The following is a 23,221-nucleotide window of genomic DNA, read 5'->3' as shown; positions in this document are numbered from 1 at the left end:
CTTTCAAATTTTTTGATAAAAATAAAATTGTACATACACCTTTATCGATCATGATGAATACGATGGATTGGGGTGATTCTATGAGAAAATGTAGACAATGCGGAAAGATATACCCAACTCATTCGACAGACCACTACCAAAAAGGAAGCTGGTATGATGCGTATAAGGATGATGGCTGGGAATGTGATAGTTGTAAGAAAGGTAAATCAGACAAACCAAGGAAACCAGTAAAAAATCCATGCTGCGGAAAAGATCCTTGTGTGTGTGTCATTCAAGGACCGCCAGGGGGAAGAGGAAGGAGAGGCCCAGCAGGTCCGGCGGGTCCAGTGGGTCCAGTAGGCCCAGCGGGTCCAGCAGGAGCAACGGGCGCAACAGGCGCCACCGGTGTAGGCTTAACCGGTATCGTGGCATTTGATCCAGCGGATGCCCCAACCTATCCAGAAGGTCAAGTGGTGACATTTGATGGAAGTACGTATGTGGCGAATACAGCTTCACCAACAGGTACGCCAGGTACGTCTCCAGATTATACATTGTTAGCAGCTGCGGGAGATACGGGCGCCACGGGTGCCACAGGAGCCACAGGAACCGGAGCGACCGGTGCTACAGGAGATACAGGCGCAACCGGAGCGACAGGAGCCACCGGAGCAACGGGCGCAACTGGAGCAACAGGAACCGGAGCGACCGGTGCTACAGGAGATACAGGAGCGACCGGAGCGACAGGAGCCACCGGAGCAACGGGAGCCACGGGAGCCACAGGAACCGGAGCGACCGGTGCTACAGGAGATACAGGAGCGACCGGAGCGACAGGAGCCACCGGAGATACGGGTGCCACGGGAGCAACAGGAACCGGAGCGACCGGCGCTACAGGAGATACAGGAGCAACCGGAGCGACAGGAGCCACCGGAGATACGGGTGCCACGGGAGCAACAGGAACCGGAGCGACCGGCGCTACAGGAGATACAGGAGCGACCGGAGCGACAGGAGCCACCGGAGATACGGGCGCAACTGGAGCAACAGGAACCGGAGCGACCGGTGCTACAGGAGATACAGGCGCAACCGGAGCGACAGGAGCCACCGGAGATACGGGTGCCACGGGAGCCACAGGAACAGGAGCGACCGGCGCTACAGGAGATACAGGCGCAACCGGAGCGACAGGAGCAATTGGAGCGACCGGTGCAACGGGAGATACGGGAGCGACCGGAGTAACTGGAGCCACGGGTGCAACGGGAGATACGGGAGCAACTGGAGTAACCGGAGCCACAGGTGTAACGGGAGATACGGGAGCGACCGGAGTAACCGGAGCCACAGGTGTAACGGGAGATACGGGAGCGACTGGAGTAACCGGAGCCACGGGTGTAACGGGAGATACGGGAGCGACTGGAGTAACCGGAGTCACAGGTGTAACGGGAGATACGGGAGCGACTGGAGTAACCGGAGTCACTGGCGCTACGGGAGATACAGGAGCGACTGGAGTAACCGGAGCCACGGGTGCAACGGGAGATACGGGAGCGACCGGAGTAACCGGAGCCACAGGTGTAACGGGAGATACGGGAGCGACCGGAGTAACCGGAGCCACAGGTGCAACGGGAGATACGGGAGCGACAGGAGCTACAGGTGCAACAGGAGCTACAGGTGCAACAGGAGATACCGGGGCAACCGGAGTAGGGTTAGCTGGTATTTTGGCATTTGACCCAGCAACAGCTCCAACCTATCCAGTAGGTCAAGTGGTGACATATGAAGGTGGAACTTATATCGTAAATACAGCGCCACCAACTGGCACACCAGATACGTCTCCAGATTATACGTTATTGGCAGCCGCAGGTGTGACAGGCGCCACGGGAGATACAGGAGCGACCGGAGTAACCGGAGCCACAGGTGTAACGGGAGATACGGGAGCGACCGGAGTAACCGGAGCCACGGGTGCAACGGGAGATACGGGAGCGACCGGAGTAACTGGAGTCACAGGTGTAACGGGAGATACGGGAGCGACTGGAGTAACGGGAGCTACAGGTGCAACAGGAGATACGGGAGCGACTGGAGTAACCGGAGCAACTGGCGCTACGGGAGATACAGGAGCGACCGGAGTAACCGGAGCTACAGGTGCAACGGGAGATACGGGAGCGACCGGAGTAACCGGAGCCACGGGTGCAACGGGAGATACGGGAGCGACTGGAGTAACCGGAGCCACAGGTGCAACAGGAGATACGGGAGCGACTGGAGTAACCGGAGCCACAGGTGCAACGGGAGATACCGGGGCAACCGGAGTAGGGTTAGCTGGTATTTTGGCATTTGACCCAGCAACAGCTCCAACCTATCCAGTAGGTCAAGTGGTGACATATGAAGGTGGAACTTATGTCGTAAATACAGCACCACCAACTGGCACACCAGATACGTCTCCAGATTATACGTTATTGGCAGCCGCAGGTGTGACAGGCGCCACGGGAGCAACCGGTGTCACCGGAGATACAGGTCCAACAGGAGCGACCGGAGTCACAGGCGCCACAGGTGTAACAGGAGATACGGGTGCAACAGGGGCTACAGGAACAGGCGCCACGGGAGCAACCGGTGCAACAGGCGCCACAGGTGCGACAGGATCAAGTGCGATTATTCCATTTGCATCTGGTACGCCAGCTGTTTTAACCACAATCGCAGGCGGTCTAGTTGGAACATCTAGCTTGGTCGGATTCGGTAACTCAGCCACTGGTGTCAGTATTGTAGGAGGAATCATTGATTTAACCGGAGCAGCAGGAACATTGTTAAACATGGCATTCTCCGTTCCAAGAGCTGGAACCATTACGTCATTTGCTGGCTATTTTAGCACGACTGCAGCCCTTTCTTTAGTTGGCACGAGTATTACTGTAACTGCTAGTCTGTTTGCTTCACCAACACCAGATAACAGCTTCACTCAAGTAGCGAGCGTTACATTGGCTCCAGCGTTAACCGGTGTTTTAACGATAGGGGCTATTACAAACGGTATCGCTACTGGTTTAAATGTACCAGTCACACCGCAAACAAGATTGCTTGTTGTATTCTCGGCAACAGCTACTGGTCTTTCCTTAGTGAATACTGTAGCAGGCTATGCAAGTGCTGGTTTATCCATCACGTAATAGGCACACAGGGATGACTCAATACTGAGTCATCCTTTTTTGTCTGTGTGAATTTTCTCTTAACTTCATGAGAAAAAATGATATGATTTTCTTAGAGTCTATTCGGGTGAATCTACTGAATTAGGGGTTGTGGCGGTGAGGATGGGCAAAAGGAAAGTCACTTTACAAACAAAAATTTTGGGGTTAATTATTGGTCTTTTGCTTGTTGTTATTGCCTTATTAACCATTTGTTTTGGTTTTTTGCAGACATCAGAAAGGCAGAACCAAGCTGAACAGCTGGCGGTGCAAACTGCTAGAACGATATCTTATATGCCGCCCATTAAAACATCGGTGGCCACGGGAGATTCGCAAAATGAAGAACAGGCTGTGCTTGAGCAAATGAAAGAGCAAGTAAGAGCGCATGCCATTTTTATCACCAATCAAAAAGGAAAGGTTCTTTTTCATACGAATCATGAGGATGTAGGGAAAACCATCAGTGTGTCGGAAGGAAGAAGTACACTGCTATTTGGAGGAACTTCCATATCAACGGGTGATTCTGATGGTGAAACCGTTGTCAGAGGAAGTGCTCCGATCATGAAAGAAACTGGCAGTTATGAAGAGATTATTGGGACAGTCAGTGTCGAATTTTTAAAAAGAGATATCGACCAAGCGACAGCTCATCAACTATTCAAATTAAGTTATATTGCCCTTCTTGTGCTCTTGCCTGGGGTTTTTGGAGCGATTTTTTTAACAAGGAGTATTCGAAAAGATATATTAGGGCTTGAACCGCATGAAATTGCTTCATTATATCGAGAAAGAGAAGCGATGCTGCATGCGATTAAAGAGGGAATCATTGCATTTGACCGTAAAGGTGCCATTACGATGATGAATACGTCAGCTGAACAGATGCTGCGCGTCTCTTCAACGCTGCCTCTTCATATTGATCAAGTGTTGCCAAATGCCAATCTTCTTTCCTATCTAAAGGTAGAGACGATTGAACCTAACATAGAATCAGTCGTCAATGATAAAACCTTCGTGCTAAATGTCAAAAAAGTGGTGCAGGACAATCGGGTATTTGGAGGAATTGTGAGCTTCAGGGAGAAAACCGAGCTGACAAAGCTGCTGGATACATTGACAGAGGTCAGTCAATATTCAGAAGACCTTAGAGCACAAACACACGAATTTTCGAATAAGCTGTACGCTATTTTAGGCTTGCTTGAGTTGAAACAAGTGGATGAAGCCATTGAGTTAATTAAAGAAGAGTATACACTTCAAAATCGCCAGCATGATTTACTCATGAAGCAAATTCGCTCTCCGAAGATACAAGCCATTTTACTTGGGAAGTTAGGAAAGGCATCTGAGAAAAAGGTTCATTTTCACATTGATGAAAATAGTTCATTGGAGCCGCTCCCAGCCCATTTAAGTTTATCTCACTTTATTACCATCATTGGCAATCTCGTAGACAATGCGTTTGAGGCTGTATTGAATAAGGAGAAAAGAGAAGTCAGCTTGTTCATCACAGATATTGGATTTGATATTATCATAGAGGTATCTGATTCAGGGGATGGTGTAGATGAAGGAGCCATTTCACAACTTTTCACAAGAGGACATTCATCAAAGGGAGAAGGGCGAGGTTATGGACTTGCCAATGTCAAAGAAGTGCTAGATGAACTTGGGGGCTGGATTGAAGTTGCGAACCAAAAAGAAGGCGGTGCCATCTTCACTGTTTACATACCGAAAGGCACAAAGGGGGAATAGGTTGTGATAAAGGTACTCATTGCGGAAGATGATTTTCGAATCGCTGCGATTCATGAATCTTATATACAAAAGGTACAAGGCTTTCAAGTGGCCGGCAAGGCAAAGAGTGCAAAGGATCTGTGGGAGGCACTTCAAAAAGAACAAGTGGATCTCATTTTGCTTGATGTCTACATGCCTGATGAGCTCGGCACGAACCTTTTGCCGCTGTTAAGAGAGCGCCATCCTGAAGTGGATGTGATCATTATCACGGCTGCAACGGAAACGATGCTGTTAAGAGACGCACTGCATTATGGAGTCGTTCATTATTTAATCAAACCAGTGACCGCACAAAAATTCACGCAGGTTTTAACCGAATATAAAGAGAAGAGAGAGTTAATCAATTCAAAAGATGAAGTCAATCAAACGATGATTGATCTGTTTTTTGGTCAAATACAGGAAGAATCGCAGCAAAAGGATGAACGAGACTTGCCAACAGGCATTAATTCATTAACTTTGGACAAAGTGAAAACATTCATGGCAGCAGAGATGAACGGAATTACAGCGGAAGAACTCGGAGAAAAAATGGGCGCATCACGCACAACAGCAAGACGATACGTAGAGTATCTTGTGACAACGGGAGAATGCCGGGCAGAGCTGGCGTATGGAATCATTGGTAGACCAGAACGAAAATATTATCCCGCCAAAAAACAAACGGAGTCATAAAAATGAAAAAAGGAATACTCTTACTCATTTTGGTCTGCCTTTGTACAACGCTCACCTTTAATGAAAAAACAGCAAAAGATTCTTTTCTGGAGCACAGCCCATTATATATTGTGGTATCAGGTGTACCTGATGGCGGATTTGACCAAACAGCTCAAGTGATGAAAACCGTGCTAGAACAAGAAAAGCTAGTGGAAGAGCCTGTGCATATTCTTTATCAAAGAGGCGGAACCGTTGATAAAGGATGGACCTATATGATGGAGCGAGATGCCAATTATATCAGTTTAAATTCAAGCTTATTATTAAGCCGTAATTTGCTGGGCAGCAGTAACGTGACCATGAATGATGTTACCCCGCTCGCTATTCTTGCGGAAGAGTGGCAGGTAGTCGCAGTGCCAGTTGATTCTCCTTTCTCAAATGGAAAAGAGCTATTACACGCACTAAAAAAGAAACCGGATTCCTTAAAAATTGGGTTTGCCCCGGACTTTGGAAATGATGATCAAATCTCATTCGCACGGGCTGCCGAAATGGCAGGGATAGATCCGTACCGCATTCAGTTTTTAAAATTTGACAGTGCAGATGATTTATTCCAAGCACTCATTGACCATGAGGTAGATGCGGCAACTACAACCATTACGGAGGTTCGCCACGATTATGAAAAGAAAAGACTGAAGCTTGTTGCGACCACAACGAATCAGCGTTTAGAAGGATTCAAAGACGTGCCCACTTGGAAAGAACAAGGGATTCCGCTCATTTTCTCTCATTGGCGTGGTGTGATGGGACCAAAGCAAATGAATCAGCACGACATTCGAGCATGGGATCAGCTTCTTCAAAAAATGACGCAAACGAAGTCATGGAAAAAGCAGTTAAAACAAAAAGGCTGGACAGGCCGTTATATGAATAGTAAAGAAGCAAAGGTCTATATGGAAGATCAATTAAGGCGTTATGAGCAATTTATACAAGGAGAAAAAGCGGTCAAATGAGACCGCTTTTTTCATGGAACCAACAAAGAACAACAATTGCACAAAATGAACAAAAAGCATTTATCGACCAAAAAAGAATTAAAATTCATAATATTTACTTCAATTAAGGCGTCAGATATCATGACAGAAAGGGTTGGAAATGGGATACCAACATTTAATGAAAGCGTATACAACATAAGGGGTGAACGAAATGTTAGCGATCTTAGGATTTCTTATGATGATTGTATTTATGGTTTTAATTATGACGAAACGTATGTCTGTTTTAACGGCATTGGTATTAACACCGATTGCATTTGCTCTTATTGCAGGTTTTCATTTTACAGAAATTTCAGACATGATTGTCAAAGGTGTACAGCAAGTTGCACCAACGGCGGTCATGATCATGTTTGCCATTTTGTACTTCGGGATTATGATTGATGCAGGTTTATTCGATCCAATGGTGGCGAAAATTTTAAAGATCGTCAAAGGCGATCCATTAAAAATTGTTGTCGGAACAGCCGTCCTGACGATGCTTGTCGCACTTGACGGTGATGGAACCACAACGTACATGATTACAACAACAGCCATGCTTCCACTATTTACACTGCTTGGCATTCGTCCGATTATTTTAGCGGGTATTGCCGGAGTCGGCATGGGGATTATGAATACGATTCCATGGGGAGGGGCAACACCTAGAGCGGCAAGTGCACTTGGCGTTGATCCATCACTTTTATTTGGCCCGATGATTCCAGTCATTGGTGCAGGGGTTTTGAGCATGATTGTGGTGGCATACTTTCTTGGGAAGTCTGAAAGAAAACGTCTTGGTGTTATTGAGCTCGAACAGCCGATTCATGCAAATGAAATGGCAGCAGCGCTGCAAGATGATATTAAGCGACCGAAACTTTGGTGGTTTAACCTGACACTGACTTTGCTTTTGGTTCTCTTGCTTGTGTCTGGAAAAGTAAGCTTAACGGTTCTGTTTGTTCTTGCCTTCTGTGTCGCCATTATCGTGAACTATCCGAATTTAGAGCAGCAGCGTGAGCGGATTGCGGCTCACTCAACCAACGTCTTAGCGATTGCTTCCATGATCTTTGCAGCAGGTGTTTTTACAGGTATCTTAACTGGGACGAAAATGGTTGATGAAATGGCGATTTCGATTGTTTCAGCTATTCCAGAGCAGCTTGGCGGGTTTATTCCAGTCATTGTCGCGCTAACGAGCGGGATCTTCACTTTCTTTATGCCAAATGATGCATACTTTTATGGGGTACTGCCGATCCTATCAGAAACAGCGGCAGCGTACGGTGTCGATAAAATTGAGATTGCGAGAGCATCTATCATTGGTCAGCCGATTCATATGTTAAGCCCACTTGTTCCATCGACTCATTTACTTGTGGGACTCGTTGGGGTATCACTAGATCAGCATCAGAAATTTGGCATGAAATGGGCGGTTCTTGCAGTCGTCGCCATGACAGTGATGGCGGTTCTAATTGGGGCCATTTCGATCTGGTAATGAGAAGAGTGTCTGCTGCTCATGCAGGCGCTCTTTTTTAGGTCCTATTGCAGGGCAACATCCATTCATTTGCCCTATATAAAGACATGCATGATTCCTCCAAAAGATATATTTTTGAAAAATGCTGACACTTTTGCTGTTTTTTTCTTTATAATGCAAATCAACGAAGGGAGAGGATAGCATGTCCAAACAGAAAAGTACCATTCTTTTTGCTGCTATATGCCTCATGGCAGGAAGTTTGTCGATGGTGACACCAGCTTCAGCGAATGCAGAGACCCCTTATTATGGAAAAAGCTATGAGCAGCCAGCCACGGTTCAAAAACTGTATCCTGAGCCTGACGAAACGTTTGATACCCCTGCCTTTCAGAAAAAAGGAGAAGCATTTACCACACAAGAAGAGCTTCAAGATTTTTTACGTGACATTGTCAGTAAAAGTCCTTACGCCACGCAGAAACAGATTGGAACATCCATTGAAGGCAGATCCATTCCAGCCCTCTATTTTACAAAGGATCGTCACATCTCTCCACTGTCAAAAAAGCCAACGATCTGGCTTCAAGCACAAATACACGGAAATGAACCAGCCTCCGGTGAATCTGCCCTTGTCATCGCCAAACGACTAGCAGGTGATGAAGGAGAGCGTATACTGAGCCATGTCAACGTCATCATTGTTCCAAGAATCAATCCAGATGGTTCTTATGCATTTGACCGCAGGCTTGCAAACGGAATGGATGGCAACCGTGACCACATGACACTAGAATCTCCAGAGCTGACAGCCCTTCATCAAGAATTTAATCGCTTTGCGCCCGAGGTCGTCATCGATGCCCATGAATATGATGTTGGTCAAAAGCAGTTTGAAGACATCGGTGCATCAGGTGCACTCAAGTATCACGATTTGCTGATATTATCCGGTAAGAATTTGAACATTCCTGAAAGTATTCGTTTCACGTCAAATGAATTGTACGTCAACGGAGTGCGTGAAACATTGACGAATAAGGGATTTTCCAACGATTTATATTATACAAACACAAGAGGGAAGGACGGAAAAATCGATCTTTATGAAGGCGGAACTGATGCACGAATTGGCCGAAATGCCCTAGCGCTTTCACCAGCTATTTCATTTCTTGTAGAAAGTAGGGGGATTGGAATTGGCAGAGAGGACTTTACCCGGCGCGTGGCAGCACAAGTCACCACTCATGAAAAAATCATTGAGACAACAGTGAAGCATGCCAAGCAGGTGAAGCAGCAAATGGTGACGGAGCGGCTGAAACTTGTGAAAAAAGGTCTTCAATCAAACGATGATGATCAAGTGGTCATTCAAGATGCTTTCAAGGCGCCTGTGAACGATTCACTTGAAATGGTGGATATTGAGAAAGGACAAACCACCAATGTCCCGGTACGTTTTCATAGTGCAAGTGATGCGGTTCCTGTATTGACAAGAGAACGGCCGACAGCTTATCTTATTCTCCCAGGACATGAAGGAGTAGATAGAAAGCTCAGAACTTTAGGGTTAAAAAGTGTGACACTTCCTGTTGGCATGAAAGTACCTGTACAAGCCTATCAGGTAACAAAACGAGTGGAAACAAGCAAAACAGATATTCAGCTTGAAACGAGACTCGTTGAAAAGAAACGTCAGCTGCCAAAAGGAACAAAGGTATATGTGACTGCACAGCCAGAGACCAATTTGTTGTCACTTGCCCTTGAACCAGAATCAAAAGACAGCTATATGTCATCAGGTTTTATTGCATCAAAAGTAGGCGATGAACTACCAGTTTACCGATTCCTGTTATCTCAAAAGACGTTAGGTATAAAATAAAAAGGACTAAAATCAAGTTCATTTTAGTCCTTTGTCAACCATCCTAGAAGCGGCACAGTGCGTGCCGCTTTTTCTATTTTCGTCCAGCTCTGATCTCATCGGTCATGCCTTCATACGGTGCTTCTGCGATAATCGTTTCATCGTTTACCCCAGCATGGTGGATGTACGTAATGTCTGCGAATTCTGGTACGACATACTTCGGATAGGTTTCATATTTTTCACGGGATTCTTTCATGAGGTCGATATAGTCATTTTGATAGCAAACGGTGATATCTGGACGTTCATGCACCCATTTTGGGAAGAAAATGACCCCATGCATGCGTTTCTCCTCAGGCATAAAGTTTAAAGACACGTCTGTCCCAGTCGGTTCCGTCCAGGAAACTTTGTATACCCCTTTTGTCAGCTTCACAATATTCACTTCTTGATCACGAACCCAGCGGCCTCCAACCATTCCGCTATGAATGCGGTAATCAATGGTGTGATCATTTTTAATGTAAATCTCATATTCCCAGCCATTTTCATACGTATAAATCATATGAAGTCCAACGAATTGATCCATGTTTATTCCTTCTTTCAATTAAAATGATGTTGTTTCAAACATGTCATGATTTACATGTTTATTTTAGGGTGTATGGTATACTATTGTCAAAGAATATGCGTTGGAGGCATGTCATGAGAGTACTGAAATATGCCATTCTTGGCTTACTAGATCAGCGTGAGCTGACGGGATACGATATGAAGAAACACTTTGAAGATTCCCTTGGACAGTTTTGGAGTGCGAAGCATAGTCAAATATACCCTGAATTAAAGCGGCTAACAGAAGAGGGTTTTATTGAATTTGATATTCACATACAAGGAAAGAAGCTAGAGAAGAAGGTTTATCAAATCACTGATGCAGGAAAAAGAGAACTGCATGAGTGGTTAAGGAAAAAAGGCCCGATTCCAGACACAACAAAAGATGAATTTATGTTAAAAACGTTCTTTATCTCATCTATGGATCAAAAAGAAGCGGTCGGTCTCTTCTCACATCAGCTGCAGGAGCGAACAAAGAAAGTGGAGATGCTTGAACAGAAACTGAATATTTTAACAGAAGAAGATCCATCTGCCCAATCACTGCATTCAACACAATTCGGGCATTATTTAGTACTGACAAGAGCAATCGAAAGGGAAAAAGGGTATGTTCGCTGGCTCCAAAAGACCCTTGAAGTCATTGATTCATCCATTGTCTAAGGACAATCGTCGCGCGATATGATAAAAAATGGTTTGAAACAAGTGAATTTATCAATAGAAACCGCTACAATGGATATATTCGTATTAAAGTGAGGCGAGTATGTTTGAGTAACCAAGAAGCGTTGTGGAATGAAGCAGAAGCTTTTATTTCTGTATGCTATGAAGAATTAGGCAAGTCAAATGAAGAAAAAGCAGCACGTCTGCATGAAATAAAACAAGAAATTGAGTCTGACGGCATGTATACTCATACGCAGGAAGAATTAGCTCACGGGGCAAAAATGGCATGGCGCAACAGCAACCGGTGCATTGGGCGCTTGTTTTGGTCAACACTGCATGTGCATGACTGCCGGCACGTGACAACAGAAGATGAGGTGAAAGAGGCACTCTTTCATCATATTGAGTATGCGACAAATGGAGGTAAAATCAAACCGTCCATTACCATCTTCCCACCAGAGAATAAGGGACGGAAGGAAGTCGTTATTTATAATCATCAGCTCGTTCGTTATGCGGGATATGAGTCGGAATATGGCATCATTGGGGACGAGGCATCACTTGAATTAACCAAGTTGTGTGAAGCGCATGGCTGGAAAGGCGAAGGCACGCATTTTGACCTTCTGCCACTGATGTTTCAGCTAAAAGATCAGCCGCCGGTTCTGTATGATCTTCCGAAAGAGATTGTTCAAGAGGTAGAGATCACTCATCCTGAATATGATGAATTCGGTGATTTAGGACTGAAATGGTATGCTGTTCCGATTATTGCTGATATGAAATTAGAAATTGGTGGCATTCATTACAATGCGGCACCGTTTAATGGATGGTATATGGGAACAGAAATTGGCGCACGAAATCTAGCTGACGAAAACCGCTACAATATGTTGAAAAAAGTCGCTTCTATTTTAGGGCTCGATACAACAAAAAATTCGTCACTTTGGAAAGACAAAGCCATTGTCGAATTGAATGTCGCGGTTCTGCACTCTTATCGCGAGGCAGGGGTAACCATTGTAGATCACCATACAGCAGCCCATCAATTCAAGCAGTTTGAAAAACAGGAAGAAAAGGCTGACCGTAAGCTGACTGGTGATTGGACATGGCTGATTCCGCCAGTATCACCAGCTGCTACGCATATCTTCCATCGTCACTATGACAATACGATCGTGAAACCGAATTATTTTTATCAGGAAAAACCCTACCACGGGACGGAAAGAGCCTAGCGAAAAGCTAGGTTTTTTTGTATGAAATGAGTCTTTTGAATGTTGTTTGATTTGGAAAATGATGGTTTAATGGCGATGAAATCAAAAAGGGGGAATATAGATGAAAAAAATGACGTTGCTCATATTTTTGGCTGTATTCAGTTTCAACGGATTTCTACCACTAGGTGATGAAAGAGCTAAAGCAACGACTGGAGCAATGGTTCAGAATGACATCGATTTAAAGGTGACAACCGATCGTTCAACTTATACTTCGCTTCATCCTCAGGTCAACGTCAACATGACCGCAACAACAAATGAAACACTTTATTATACAGCTGCTGTTCGAAAACTTACTTTCCCAGTGACACCAGTCTTTACACACGAAGGGTCTATCTCTGGACAAAACGCTTTTGCAGCACCTACTCGTTTATTACTTCCTAACAGTGGATCAGCCAACTATGATGTTCATGTGAGTCTCTACAAAGATGCTTCACGTACAACCTTGATTGGTTATTATGTTGCAAACCCATTTACTGTTGTGAAATAAAGGATACACATCAACTATCCTTTAATCCGAAAGTCTTGATAATGGGCGAACTTGGTGAGCGGCTCCATGTCCAAATGTGTGACTTTTGAAAAAGGACTACCTTTACGGACGGTCTCTAAAAAGTCAAACACCTCCTGCTGCTCTCCTTCTACTTTTAACTCCACGTGACCCTCATCTGTGTTGCGTACCCAGCCTTTTATCCCTCGATTGACGGCTTCTCCTTGAACAAAATAACGAAAACCGACTCCTTGAACTCGTCCTTTTACAATAGCGTGATAATGAACCAATGTCATCTCTCCTTTTTTCTCATCGTACCATAACCTGTCTCGTTCCTTCACGTACCGACTATGATTTGACTGTCAAACCATGTAAAATAAAAGCAATCAGACAATCAAAGGAGATGGCGAGAGTGGGGCAGACAAGGTACGACATCGAAGGAATTCAAGTAGGACAACCTATCACCACCTATGTGAATGGTAAAGAAATCAAAACAGCCATCAACAAAAAGCGTATTCACAAGCCTGTCTATTTGAGTCAGCTCAATTTTGGTGGAGACGGACAAGGTGATTTGGTTCATCATGGAGGTTATGATAAAGCCGTTTGCGTCTTTCCATATGATCACTATACTTATTTTGAGCAATTTTTAGGGGTGCCGTTACAGGAGGCAGCCTTCGGTGAGAACGTGACCGTGCATCAGCTTGTAGAGACAGAAGTCCGTATTGGAGATGTATTTCAGTTTGGGGAAGCGATTGTTGAGGTCAGCCAGCCAAGACAGCCATGTGTGAAGCTCTCTCTTAAGCATGGAAACATGAAGCTTGTGAAGGAAGTGCAGCAAACGGGATATACCGGTTTTTATTTGCGTGTGCTGAAAGAAGGAATGGTCTCTCCTGATGAAGCTCTTGTGTTAGTCGAAAAAGCGCCCCATTCCATCACAGTCCACGAAGTCAATGAAGTCAAATACCGTCAAGTAGATCAAAACAGGCTGAAAGCAGTTCTTGAAGTAGATGCCTTAGCAGATGTGGTCAGGAAGTCTTTAGAAAAACGTGTTCAGCCCATATAAAAAAGCCGTACATCTGATATGGATGTACGGCTTTTCAACATTTAAGAGCTCGTTTTCTTTTGCTCAAGAAGATTTGCAAGGAAATAAGTTTTAAAGCTTTGAAGCTTTCTTCCTTCATGCTTGGTCACACCAAGCTTCTTTAATTCTTCGACATACCAGCCTTTGCTACCATAATGCATGATAGAAAACTCCTTTCAATGGAAACTGCCTGCATTGTAACATCTCAAAAAAGGACGTGAAAAGTGTGCAGGTGTTTAGAAATGAAAACTGATTCTATCTGCCTATGATCCATGTATATGCTGGAAATAATCATTTATGAATTTGGCGGGTTGAGGGTAACGATGATCATGCCGACTGTCATAATCATGATGACAATCCCGAGGTAGGTCATCATGGATTGTTTTTTCTTAATACCTACAACCGTTAAAATAATACTTTCAATAAAGAAGATAATACCGATGATGATGAACCACATATCAAATAAGACCCCTTTCGCATATCTTTGCCTATTTTACCACAGGCATTTTTGTTTAGTCGTGACAGATTCGTGAAAGGGTTTGTCTACACGCTGAAATCCCCTCCAGTGAAGGAGGGGACCCGCTTACTTACAGCTTTGTTAAAATAATCGGTTCGTCTTTTGTGATCACAATCGTATGTTCAATCTGTGCGACCAGGCTCTTATCAGGTGTTTTAAATGTCCAGCCGTCATCCGCTTGATAAATCGACTCGGCATTTGTTGAAATGAAAGGTTCAAAGGCGATGACAGTCCCATTCTTAAACAAAGCATTATCGAATGGATCATAATAGTTCAAAATATGGTTAGGTGCTTCATGCAGGCTTTTCCCAATGCCGTGTCCTGTCAAGTTCTTAATGACGGTAAATCCTTGTTCTTTCGCTGTATTGTAGACCGCACGGCCAATTTGATTTTGTCTTTTTCCGGCTTTCGCGTGCTTTAATCCTTCAAGGAATGCATCCTCTGCACACTGGCATAATGCTTCAAGACGAGCATCTCCTGTACCTAAAACAAATGAAATCCCAGTATCGGAATAATATCCATCAAGCTCTGCTGAGATATCAATATTAATGAGGTCGCCCTCTTGTAAAATGGTTTTTTCACTTGGAATGCCATGTGCGACTTCATCATTGACACTGATGCAAGTCGTACCGGGGAAATCATATTCTTTTTCAGGAGCTGAATTGGCTCCATGTTCTTCTAATATTTTTTTCCCAATCAAATCTAATTCTTTTGTAGACATGCCTGGTTTCGCTTGGCTTTTCATTTCTTCTCTTGCCAAAGCGACAATTCGGCCGACTTTTTTTAAGGCTTCTAACTCATGATCATGTTTGACAATCACTGTTCATTCCCGCTTTCTATAACTTCATTCTATTCAATAGCTTACCACATTTTACGCCAAAAGAGTAAAGGCTGAGATTCGGGTGAGATGTGGACAAATTGGTATAGATAACTAGATGTGCATATGATATATTTTTTATGAACATCATGAGAGATTTGTTCATGATGATGACGAAGGGGGGAGAAATAAGATGGTGTTTCAGTTTTTTCAAAAGTTAGGAAAATCATTTATGCTTCCAATCGCTGTGCTTCCTGCAGCGGGTATCATTTTGGCTATTGGGCGAGAAGATGTATTCAACATCCCGTTTATTCATGCGGCAGGAAATGCAATTTTTGCGAATTTGGCTTTAATTTTTGCTATGGGTGTAGCGATTGGTATTTCAAAGGACGGTAACGGGGCAGCGGCGTTATCTGGAGCGATCTCTTATTTTATTTTGTCAGCTGGTACCACGTCGATCAATTCGACCAACAATATGGGGGTATTGGGTGGTATTTTGTGCGGACTTTTGGCAGGTTACGTTTACAATAAATTTAAGGACACGAAACTGCCGGAATACTTAGGTTTCTTTAGTGGAAGACGGCTTGTGCCAATTATGACAGCACTTTTTACCATTCTATTAGCAGCCGTTTTTGGATATGTATGGCCTCCAATTCAAAGTGTGATCAATGATTTAGGGGAGTGGATTTTAAGTCTTGGAGCAACGGGTGCCGGGCTGTTTGGCTTCTTTAACCGCCTGCTCATTCCATTAGGACTTCATCATGTGTTGAATAATCTATTTTGGTTTCAATTCGGTGAATTCAGCGGAGCGACAGGTGATTTAGCGCGGTTCTTCAAAGGCGATCCAAGTGCAGGTGTCTTTATGACTGGTTTCTTCCCAGTGATGATGTTCGGGCTGCCGGCGGCATGTCTCGCGATGGTTGTGACCGCAAAGCCTGAAAAACGAAAAGCAACAGCCGGTCTTATGATTGGAATGGCACTGACGTCATTTATTACAGGAATCACAGAACCAATTGAATTCTCATTTATGTTTTTATCTCCACTTTTATATGGTGTTCATGCGATATTAACTGGTCTTTCGCTCTTTATTGTCAACACCTTAGGCATTCATAGCGGTTTCGCTTTTTCAGCGGGTGCGATTGATTACGTTTTAAGTTTTGGAATTGCGCAAAAACCCATTCTGTTACTTGTAGTTGGGGTCATCTATGGCGTGATTTACTTTGTTGTTTTCTATTTCCTGATTAAATTGTTAAAGCTAAAAACACCGGGCAGGGAAGATGATGACATCGAAGATATCTCAGGGGATGATACACATACTGCCGGAGCAAGTATGCTCGTAGAGGGACTAGGCGGCAAAGGCAATATCACCACAATTGACCATTGTGCGACCCGTCTTCGTTTAACAGTAGAAGATACCAATTTATTAAATGAAGGTACATTGAAAAAAGCAGGTGCCAAAGGGGTACTGACGTCAGGAAAAACTTCCGTACAAATCATCATTGGAACAAATGTCGAATTTGTCGCCGATGATCTTCGCAAGGAAGTCGATCGGGACTAAAAAAAGCGTTCAGCCAGATAAAATGGGCTGAACGTTTTTTTGTTTTCGCTGTTCGATCACCAGTACAATGCTGATGACAACAAGTAAAAACCATGAACTGATTTTACCAAGATGGACGAGAGACCAAGCATGCTGCTGATTTGGATATTGCCATGCTCCTAAAAAGGTCGTGACATTTTCGGCCACCCAAATAAAAAATCCAATCAGCAAAAACGAGATAACAAGCGGCATGCGAAAGGTCGATGAACCGACCTGAAAGGAAACTGTTGTTTTTCGAAACACAACCACTAGGAGTAATGTCAGCCACCAGCGTAGATCATAAATCCAGTGATGAGTAAAGAAATTGAAGTAAATACATAAACTGATCCCAATCGAAAGATACGGATGAGGCCATGCTTTCACCTTCACGTGAAGTCGAGTCAGTGCCTGATAAATATAGCTTGCCACGCTCGCATACATAAAACCGCTATAGAGCGGAACCCCCAAAATTTTCGTATAAGCTTCTTCAGGATAGGACCATGAACCCATATGTACTTTGTAGATTTCTAAGCCTATTCCAATCACATGAAAGAGACAAATAACCTTCAACTCTGTCAGCGTCTCAAGCCGTAGCATCAGCATGAGAAGCTGTGCCATGAGGCAAAGCAGAAGAATAACATCATATCGATGAAGAAAAGGAATAGACACGACCTTTGATAGGGCAAGCGCCGTAAAGATCATGACAGGAAATAGACAAGAGATGGCCTGTAAATAAGCAAAATGAAATAATGTTTTCATACAAAATGTAACCCCTTTTTACTGTCTGAAATAACTTAGACGGCCATAGCAAGGGGAAAGTTTACCTCGACTAGATATTCATGAACAATTTGTGAATATATATGTGAAAAGGATCACAAATGTATATTAAGTAGTATAATAAGATCATAAAGAAAATGTGAAATATTTCACATAATTTAAAAGGAGGCATCATCATGTTTACAAAATTCTTACAAACGAATGTATGGGCAGCGGTTATCCTTTTGGCAGCAAGACTTTATATCGGATGGACTTGGCTGACATCTGGTATTGGAAAACTAACAGGCGGATTCGATGCATCAGGATATTTGCAATTTGCCATAGCTGAACCTGTTGTGAAAGATGGACATCTTGTTTATCCGTTCTATGTCTGGTTTTTAGAAAATGTCGCGTTGCCAAATGCCGGACTCTTCAGTGTCATGGTCATGTGGGGAGAAATCTTAGTTGGTCTAGGACTAATTGTTGGATTGTTCACAACAACAGCAGCCTTTTTTGGAAGCGTGATGAATGTCTCTTTCTTACTAGCTGGAACCGTTTCTGTTAACCCGCTTCTTCTTCTAATCGCCGTCTTCATTATGGCAGCGAAAGGAAATGCCGGAAAACTTGGCCTTGATTATGTAGCAGGTCCAGTCCTTAAGCGAAAACTGAAAAGAAAGCCGCATTTAGAAGTGGCATCATAATAAAGAAAAGCATCCTGAGTGAAAACTCAGGATGCTTTTTATTTAGGAACCGGCTTTGATGAGGTTAATATGCACCACAGTCAGCTCGTGCTGACTGATATCTGGATCATGTCCGACGATAAATTCGAGCTCATAATTACCGGTCTGATAAACGTATTTTTTCTCTTTTGTTTGTGGGATGGTGCTGACTGAATCTGCAGGTCCAAGCTGTTTCTTTAATAGGGAAGGAGTCATTCCTCCGATATTCGTTTCTTTTTCTACATTTGTTCCAAAATAACGGATTTCGTTAATCTTGCCTTTTTTGTCATAGTGAAAAGCAAATCCAGGGTTGCCCATCTCAGCATGATACAAATCAAAGCCGCTTTGACCCGTTTCTGGATAAGGCTGTCCTAGTTTATGCCGAACGTCTTTTTTTGTTTGAACCCCTATTTTGAGTCCTTCTGCATAGTATGGCATTTGTCCTTGATGTGCTAGCTGATAAATGCTGTTTAGCGCTGCTTTCGGCCCTTGAGGAATGGACTGTTCTGTCTCCGTTTTGGTCATGGTGTCTGCTGAAATCGCCGGGCTAATACCGAATAAGGTGGAAGAAGCGAGTGAAGCGGTCACGACAAAAGCTGCTGTTTTTTTCATGATTAATCAATCCCTCCTTCTTCAACTATACCCGGTGTCATGCGGATCAAACGTAAAAAGCCCCAGCTGATCTTGGATCGGCTGGGGCTTTAAATGAGAAAGTTATTTGGAAGACGAGCTGGATTCATCTTTGGCGGAAGAGGAATCTTTTTCATCTTGTACTTTCTTTGTGTAGTCATAATCATTTCGCTCAATTGGTGTAAAGCCTTTAGGTTTGTAGAAACGGAGTAAATCTTCCGTGACAATCTTATCAGATGTCTCTAGCATCTTTTTCACCGTTTCGTTTTCTTGTGATGCCTTTTCAGTCGGCTCGATTTTTTCACCTGTTTTGTTGCTGTAATAATTGTTGCCTACTTTCGTGTAGTCCTTAGACACGAAGTCTCCATTTCTAAATGGCACAAGCTCTTTAAAGTTCTTCGATAAGATATCAGAACCAGACATTAAATAGTTCTTCGTATCATCTCCGAGCAGGTGGAGAAGGGTAGGCGCAACATCCACTTCACCAGAGTATTTATGAATCTGTCCGCCTTTTACGCCTGGCACATGGATAAAGAGCGGCACACGCATAAGCTGGGCATTTTCATAATCTCCAATTTTTTCGCCGGTCACTTTTTCCATCGCTTCATTATGGTTTTCTGAAATGCCGTAGTGGTCACCGTACATAATGACGACGGTATTGTCATAGAGACCAGATGTCTTCAAGTCATTAAAGAACTGTTCAATGGCTTCATCTAAATAATGAGCAGATTGGAAGTAGTTATCAACGACGGAGTCTCCGAAGTCGCCAGGTTCAAAATCGGTATCACCTTCATCCATACCAAATGGGAAGTGGTTTGACAGCGTAATGAATTTCGAATAAAACGGCTGTTTCAGATTTTCAAGCATCGGCATGGATTCTTTGAAGAACGGTTTGTCTTTCAATCCATAGTTCTTCGTATCTTGTTCATTCATATCGTAGTACTCAGAATCGTAAAATCTGTCATATCCAAAGGACTTAAACATTTCATTCCGGTTCCAGAACGTTTTCGTATTTCCGTGGAATTCAGCGGACGTGTATTGGTCCTTTTTCAAAATGCCAGGAAGCGCCTGATATGTGTTTTGAGCTTTGTTAATAAACACAGAGCCTTGTGATAATGGGAAAAGCCCCGTATCCATCATAAATTCCGCATCAGATGTCTTTCCTTGTCCTGTTTGATGGAAGAAGTTATCAAAATAAAACGTTTTGTTGTCATGGGCTAATGAATTGAGGAAAGGAGTGACCTCTTTTCCATTCACCTTGTAATCAATGACAAAGTTTTGCAGTGATTCAAGAGAAATCGTAATGACGTTCATGCCTTTCGCTTTCCCGTAATAAGCCGGGTTTGGATCAGCGCTGTTCGCCTTTAGATAATTCTCTACATCTGTTACGTCACTTGAATTTGCCAGGGCACGCTGGCTGTTTGATTTCACATTTTGAATGGCATCAAACACCGTAAAATTATAAGCACCCAAGTATTTGACTAAATAATTGCGGTCGAACGATCTTGATAAAAGCTCTGGGCGATCAATTTCTGCTGCGATTAAGTTGACAACAAAGATCAGAACAGAGGACACAAGAACGAGTCTAAACGATTTTGTTTTTTGAACAGGTACAGTCGCTGTACTTGTTTGCTGCTGTCTTTTCATGCGGACTGCGAGTACGATCAAGATGATGGTATCGAGAAAGTAAAACATATCAGTCCAACGCATGAGTGAAAATGCACTATCACCTAATTGTCCGCCATTCGTTCCTGCCTGCATCACTGTAGGCAGCGTGATAAAGTCATTGAAGAATCGATAGTACACGATGTTTGCGTAAAGTAAAAAAGACATGAAAAAGTGAATCACAATGATAGCGGCAGGCTGCCATTTTTTCTTGAACAATAAAGCAAAGCCAAGAAAGAACAAGCTGGAGCTAATAGGATTCACAAAAAGCAAAATATGCTGAAGCACATTTGATATACCAAGTTTAAATTCGATTAAATAAGCTGTATACGTCTTGAGCCATAACAAGATGGCTGCAATCACAAAGAAGCCGAGGCCCCTTTTTTGAATAAATGTTTTCATTTAAACACTCCTTTTCTCCGTTAAACGGAAGAGGCGGAACGAAAGAAAACGAACCATTAGAATATACCATGAAATGCACAAATAGAAAAGTCATAACCGGTGAGCACCTAAGGCAGCCTGTCCGAGCTAGAGTTGTGAAGACATCGAAAATATTCGATCTCCGAAAAACTTTTTGTGAAATTCATCCTAATAATGACAGAAAATTCTGTATTTTTCCTGTTGCTATATCAATAAAACAGGTAAAAAGACACAAGTCTAAAGAATTAATTTGATTTCTACAATGGTGTATTTAGGCGGATTTCCAGTGTTTATTAATGTTTATGCAGGTTAAGTAAAAAAAATGAATGAATAAACCGCTGAATTGTCTGGATAATAATTCCTTCAAGAAAGTATATTGATATATATTGTTGTTTCACAAACATAATGGTTTTGATGTGTATTGTAAGGGTTTTATTCTTTTTGACGGGTGAACAAATTATCTAAATATACTTAAGTGAACAGTTCGACACTATAAACTTTTGAAACGGGGTCGATATAGACAGTGACAGGAAATCTTCCATTGAAAGGATTGATAGTATATGACTGTACGAGCACAGAACCTCGTTCAGAACTGGTTTCCGAGTGAGGACGGAAATGCAGAAGAGCGGAAAGAACTCGTTAAATTAATGGAACAGATCATTTCAGGGGTCGATGACCTGAAGGATCCGAACCGTGCTCACCTAAAAGGTGAAAAGAATCGCGAGGAGGACTTTTACAAAAAGCTCACTGAAACAAGTCAAATTCCGATGAACGGACAACAAGCGGAACTTGTGAATGAAGAATTACTGAAGCTTTTACATAATCATCCATACCACACGAAGTATTTCTTCACGAACATTTTGCCAATGGCAAGTACACCAGGAATTCTAGGCATGCTGACGGCTATGCTGGTTAACGGAAACAACCTTTGGGATGTGTATGGACCAGCAGGCGCGGAAGCTGAGGTCAGAGTGGTCTCAATGATGTCTAAGCTCATCGGATATGATCCAAATGTGAGCGGGGGCTACACAACATGGGGAGGTCAAGGGGCTATTTTCTCGGGACTTCGTTTAGCGATTGCGAAAGTTGCACCGGAGTCATTACGAAAAGGTGTCCCGCAAAATCTTTATGCGTTTTGTTCTGATGCAGCACATTACAGCTTATTTAAGTCGATGGAAGCAACAGGGATTGGCACAGACAACTTAATCAGAATTAAGACGAATAAAGATCATTCGATGGATATGGAAGATTTGCGTTGTCAAATGGAACGTGTTGCCCAAAATGGCGGAATTCCCGTTTATATTGTGGCAACAACCGGAACAACAGATGCCATTGCAATTGATGATGTAAAAGGGGTGCGTGAAACGGCAGAAGCCATTGCTGAGAAGTATGGTCTCAAGGTGCCGCATATTCATGCAGATTCGGCGCTTGGTGGATTCTTTGCTTTCTTTAATGAGTATGATGTATCTGAAAACCCGCTGCAATTCTCAGACGGTGTTCTTCGTATGTTAAAAGAAATCAAAGCAAAGTTTCAGCATCTTTCTCTTGCTGATACGATGTGCTTTGATTTTCAAAAACTTGGACAAACACCGTACACATCTAGTTTATTCTTAGTGAAAAACGCTGCTGACTTAAAGCGCTTGGACCTAGAAGAACAAGAAACACCATATGTTGGACATAGAGGATACGGGGAATACCATACCGGTTATACGCTTGAATGCTCAAGAATGGGAAGCTCCATCAGCATGCTAAGTGTGCTGCTAACGTTTGGAATTGAAGGATACCAGCGCTTGCTCGGTCAATTTTTAGAGGTGAACCTTGCATTTAGAGAAGCGCTCCGTCAGGAAATTCCACAAGCAGAAGTCGTCAATGATGACAATGTCGGAATGGCTACATTGTTTAGAATTTACCTAGACGGCTCTCCTCGTTTTAAGGAAGAAATATCTGGAGAAGCAACTGCTATGGAAATTGAGCGCAACAATGATTTGAACAAAATCCTCTTTGAAAAGCTTGGAGAGAAAAGAGACGAAATGTTCTTTGGTGATACAACGAAGTTTTTACAAGTCAATGCCAAAGAAGGTCAAGAATTCTATCTAAGTGTGAGTAAATTTTTTGTGATTTCACCTTATACGTTACCGGAGCATATCCCTCATATCGTATCTTATTTAAAAGATGTCATTGCATCTGTTTGTGGACAATTTGAAAGTGTAGAGGCTTAAATTAAAATTGAGAGTGGAGATGTAGAAAA

General features: G+C 43.2%; 21 protein-coding genes. 13 read left to right on the top strand and 8 right to left on the bottom strand.

The window, feature by feature from the left end; translation table 11 throughout:
• Nucleotides 1–80 precede the first annotated feature (80 nt).
• The 6 genes from LCD34_RS15685 (at nt 81) to LCD34_RS15660 (ending at nt 9,828) form a co-directional block, all read left to right on the top strand.
• Nucleotides 81–3,107, top strand: coding sequence for an exosporium glycoprotein BclB-related protein (locus LCD34_RS15685; protein ID WP_224559721.1), 3,027 nt, complete (start codon nt 81–83; stop codon nt 3,105–3,107).
• Nucleotides 3,108–3,248: 141 nt separating this feature from the next.
• The gene (locus LCD34_RS15680; protein WP_008341782.1) at nt 3,249–4,844 is read left to right on the top strand and encodes a sensor histidine kinase; all 1,596 of its coding nucleotides are present in this window, start codon (nt 3,249–3,251) and stop codon (nt 4,842–4,844) included.
• A 3-nt stretch (nt 4,845–4,847) separates the two neighbouring features.
• Nucleotides 4,848–5,546, top strand: a complete 699-nt coding sequence (locus tag LCD34_RS15675) for a response regulator (RefSeq protein WP_041506621.1) — start codon at nt 4,848–4,850, stop codon at nt 5,544–5,546.
• Between the two features lie 2 nt (nt 5,547–5,548).
• Nucleotides 5,549–6,526 carry a tripartite tricarboxylate transporter substrate-binding protein gene (locus LCD34_RS15670; protein ID WP_046342937.1) on the top strand — a complete coding sequence of 326 codons (978 nt, stop codon included), beginning with the start codon at nt 5,549–5,551 and terminating at the stop codon, nt 6,524–6,526.
• Between the two features lie 190 nt (nt 6,527–6,716).
• The gene (locus tag LCD34_RS15665; RefSeq protein WP_008341779.1) at nt 6,717–8,015 is read left to right on the top strand and encodes a citrate:proton symporter; all 1,299 of its coding nucleotides are present in this window, start codon (nt 6,717–6,719) and stop codon (nt 8,013–8,015) included.
• A gap of 181 nt (nt 8,016–8,196) precedes the next feature.
• Complete coding sequence (locus tag LCD34_RS15660; RefSeq protein WP_171465081.1) at nt 8,197–9,828, top strand: M14 family metallocarboxypeptidase; 1,632 nt, start codon at nt 8,197–8,199, stop codon at nt 9,826–9,828.
• Nucleotides 9,829–9,901: 73 nt separating this feature from the next.
• Here LCD34_RS15660 and LCD34_RS15655 read toward each other — a convergent pair whose 3' ends face one another.
• On the bottom strand, nt 9,902–10,387 hold the full coding sequence (locus LCD34_RS15655; protein WP_008341777.1) for a phenolic acid decarboxylase: 486 nt from the start codon (nt 10,385–10,387) through the stop codon (nt 9,902–9,904).
• Between the two features lie 113 nt (nt 10,388–10,500).
• Here LCD34_RS15655 and LCD34_RS15650 point away from each other — a divergent pair, with 113 nt between their 5' ends.
• From LCD34_RS15650 to LCD34_RS15640, 3 genes are all read left to right on the top strand, one after another.
• Nucleotides 10,501–11,058: a PadR family transcriptional regulator gene (locus LCD34_RS15650; protein WP_019743519.1), complete on the top strand. Its 558-nt coding sequence runs from the start codon at nt 10,501–10,503 to the stop codon at nt 11,056–11,058.
• Nucleotides 11,059–11,162: 104 nt separating this feature from the next.
• Complete coding sequence (locus tag LCD34_RS15645) at nt 11,163–12,269, top strand: nitric oxide synthase oxygenase (protein ID WP_035391368.1); 1,107 nt, start codon at nt 11,163–11,165, stop codon at nt 12,267–12,269.
• Nucleotides 12,270–12,369: 100 nt separating this feature from the next.
• Nucleotides 12,370–12,795, top strand: a complete 426-nt coding sequence (locus tag LCD34_RS15640; protein WP_017366807.1) for a hypothetical protein — start codon at nt 12,370–12,372, stop codon at nt 12,793–12,795.
• A gap of 14 nt (nt 12,796–12,809) precedes the next feature.
• Here the strand turns inward: LCD34_RS15640 and LCD34_RS15635 are convergent, their stop codons facing one another.
• On the bottom strand, nt 12,810–13,082 hold the full coding sequence (locus LCD34_RS15635; protein WP_035391366.1) for an acylphosphatase: 273 nt from the start codon (nt 13,080–13,082) through the stop codon (nt 12,810–12,812).
• Between the two features lie 122 nt (nt 13,083–13,204).
• On the opposite strand from LCD34_RS15635, the gene LCD34_RS15630 reads away from it, so the two are divergent.
• On the top strand, nt 13,205–13,855 hold the full coding sequence (locus tag LCD34_RS15630) for an MOSC domain-containing protein (RefSeq protein ID WP_035391364.1): 651 nt from the start codon (nt 13,205–13,207) through the stop codon (nt 13,853–13,855).
• 41 nt (nt 13,856–13,896) lie between these two features.
• Here LCD34_RS15630 and LCD34_RS15625 read toward each other — a convergent pair whose 3' ends face one another.
• The 3 genes from LCD34_RS15625 to map all read right to left on the bottom strand — a co-directional run bounded on the left by LCD34_RS15625 (nt 13,897) and on the right by map (nt 15,210).
• Nucleotides 13,897–14,034 carry a YflJ family protein gene (locus LCD34_RS15625; protein ID WP_008341771.1) on the bottom strand — a complete coding sequence of 46 codons (138 nt, stop codon included), beginning with the start codon at nt 14,032–14,034 and terminating at the stop codon, nt 13,897–13,899.
• 134 nt (nt 14,035–14,168) lie between these two features.
• Entirely contained in the window at nt 14,169–14,330 is a 162-nt protein-coding gene (locus tag LCD34_RS15620) for a hypothetical protein (RefSeq protein ID WP_017366810.1), read from the bottom strand.
• A gap of 130 nt (nt 14,331–14,460) precedes the next feature.
• Entirely contained in the window at nt 14,461–15,210 is a 750-nt protein-coding gene (gene map / locus LCD34_RS15615; RefSeq protein WP_008341769.1) for a type I methionyl aminopeptidase, read from the bottom strand.
• Nucleotides 15,211–15,400: 190 nt separating this feature from the next.
• Between map and nagE the strand changes: the two genes are divergently transcribed.
• Nucleotides 15,401–16,765 carry an N-acetylglucosamine-specific PTS transporter subunit IIBC gene (nagE, locus tag LCD34_RS15610; RefSeq protein ID WP_125590590.1) on the top strand — a complete coding sequence of 455 codons (1,365 nt, stop codon included), beginning with the start codon at nt 15,401–15,403 and terminating at the stop codon, nt 16,763–16,765.
• A gap of 9 nt (nt 16,766–16,774) precedes the next feature.
• Here nagE and LCD34_RS15605 read toward each other — a convergent pair whose 3' ends face one another.
• Nucleotides 16,775–17,542 (bottom strand): DUF817 domain-containing protein, encoded by a 768-nt coding sequence (locus tag LCD34_RS15605; protein ID WP_048002059.1) that lies wholly within the window; start codon nt 17,540–17,542, stop codon nt 16,775–16,777.
• Nucleotides 17,543–17,736: 194 nt separating this feature from the next.
• On the opposite strand from LCD34_RS15605, the gene LCD34_RS15600 reads away from it, so the two are divergent.
• Nucleotides 17,737–18,240: a DoxX family protein gene (locus tag LCD34_RS15600; RefSeq protein ID WP_048002060.1), complete on the top strand. Its 504-nt coding sequence runs from the start codon at nt 17,737–17,739 to the stop codon at nt 18,238–18,240.
• Nucleotides 18,241–18,282: 42 nt separating this feature from the next.
• Here LCD34_RS15600 and LCD34_RS15595 read toward each other — a convergent pair whose 3' ends face one another.
• Nucleotides 18,283–18,870 (bottom strand): YjgB family protein, encoded by a 588-nt coding sequence (locus LCD34_RS15595; RefSeq protein WP_216099531.1) that lies wholly within the window; start codon nt 18,868–18,870, stop codon nt 18,283–18,285.
• A gap of 102 nt (nt 18,871–18,972) precedes the next feature.
• Nucleotides 18,973–20,955, bottom strand: coding sequence for an LTA synthase family protein (locus LCD34_RS15590; protein WP_008341764.1), 1,983 nt, complete (start codon nt 20,953–20,955; stop codon nt 18,973–18,975).
• A 578-nt stretch (nt 20,956–21,533) separates the two neighbouring features.
• Between LCD34_RS15590 and LCD34_RS15585 the strand changes: the two genes are divergently transcribed.
• Nucleotides 21,534–23,192: a pyridoxal phosphate-dependent decarboxylase family protein gene (locus tag LCD34_RS15585; protein ID WP_019743527.1), complete on the top strand. Its 1,659-nt coding sequence runs from the start codon at nt 21,534–21,536 to the stop codon at nt 23,190–23,192.
• Nucleotides 23,193–23,221 lie beyond the last annotated feature (29 nt).

It is taken from the genome of Bacillus sp. RAR_M1_44, from assembly GCF_020165935.1.
Taxonomy (GTDB): Bacteria; Bacillota; Bacilli; order Bacillales; family Bacillaceae; genus Bacillus; species Bacillus altitudinis.
Note: the sequence above shows the minus strand (reverse complement) of the source record. Positions and strands in the feature narration are given on the sequence as shown.

Excerpts from the sequence above, each read along its gene's own strand:
- LCD34_RS15685 (WP_224559721.1), top strand. The coding sequence starts at position 81 with ATGAGAAAATGTAGACAATGCGGAAAGATATACCCAACTCATTCGACA.
- LCD34_RS15680 (WP_008341782.1), top strand. The coding sequence starts at position 3,249 with ATGGGCAAAAGGAAAGTCACTTTACAAACAAAAATTTTGGGGTTAATT.
- LCD34_RS15670 (WP_046342937.1), top strand. The coding sequence starts at position 5,549 with ATGAAAAAAGGAATACTCTTACTCATTTTGGTCTGCCTTTGTACAACG.
- LCD34_RS15665 (WP_008341779.1), top strand. The coding sequence starts at position 6,717 with ATGTTAGCGATCTTAGGATTTCTTATGATGATTGTATTTATGGTTTTA.
- LCD34_RS15660 (WP_171465081.1), top strand. The coding sequence starts at position 8,197 with ATGTCCAAACAGAAAAGTACCATTCTTTTTGCTGCTATATGCCTCATG.
- LCD34_RS15655 (WP_008341777.1), bottom strand. The coding sequence starts at position 10,387 with ATGGATCAATTCGTTGGACTTCATATGATTTATACGTATGAAAATGGC.
- LCD34_RS15650 (WP_019743519.1), top strand. The coding sequence starts at position 10,501 with ATGAGAGTACTGAAATATGCCATTCTTGGCTTACTAGATCAGCGTGAG.
- LCD34_RS15640 (WP_017366807.1), top strand. The coding sequence starts at position 12,370 with ATGAAAAAAATGACGTTGCTCATATTTTTGGCTGTATTCAGTTTCAAC.
- LCD34_RS15625 (WP_008341771.1), bottom strand. The coding sequence starts at position 14,034 with ATGCATTATGGTAGCAAAGGCTGGTATGTCGAAGAATTAAAGAAGCTT.
- LCD34_RS15620 (WP_017366810.1), bottom strand. The coding sequence starts at position 14,330 with ATGTGGTTCATCATCATCGGTATTATCTTCTTTATTGAAAGTATTATT.
- nagE (WP_125590590.1), top strand. The coding sequence starts at position 15,401 with ATGGTGTTTCAGTTTTTTCAAAAGTTAGGAAAATCATTTATGCTTCCA.
- LCD34_RS15605 (WP_048002059.1), bottom strand. The coding sequence starts at position 17,542 with ATGAAAACATTATTTCATTTTGCTTATTTACAGGCCATCTCTTGTCTA.
- LCD34_RS15600 (WP_048002060.1), top strand. The coding sequence starts at position 17,737 with ATGTTTACAAAATTCTTACAAACGAATGTATGGGCAGCGGTTATCCTT.
- LCD34_RS15595 (WP_216099531.1), bottom strand. The coding sequence starts at position 18,870 with ATGAAAAAAACAGCAGCTTTTGTCGTGACCGCTTCACTCGCTTCTTCC.
- LCD34_RS15590 (WP_008341764.1), bottom strand. The coding sequence starts at position 20,955 with ATGAAAACATTTATTCAAAAAAGGGGCCTCGGCTTCTTTGTGATTGCA.
- LCD34_RS15585 (WP_019743527.1), top strand. The coding sequence starts at position 21,534 with ATGACTGTACGAGCACAGAACCTCGTTCAGAACTGGTTTCCGAGTGAG.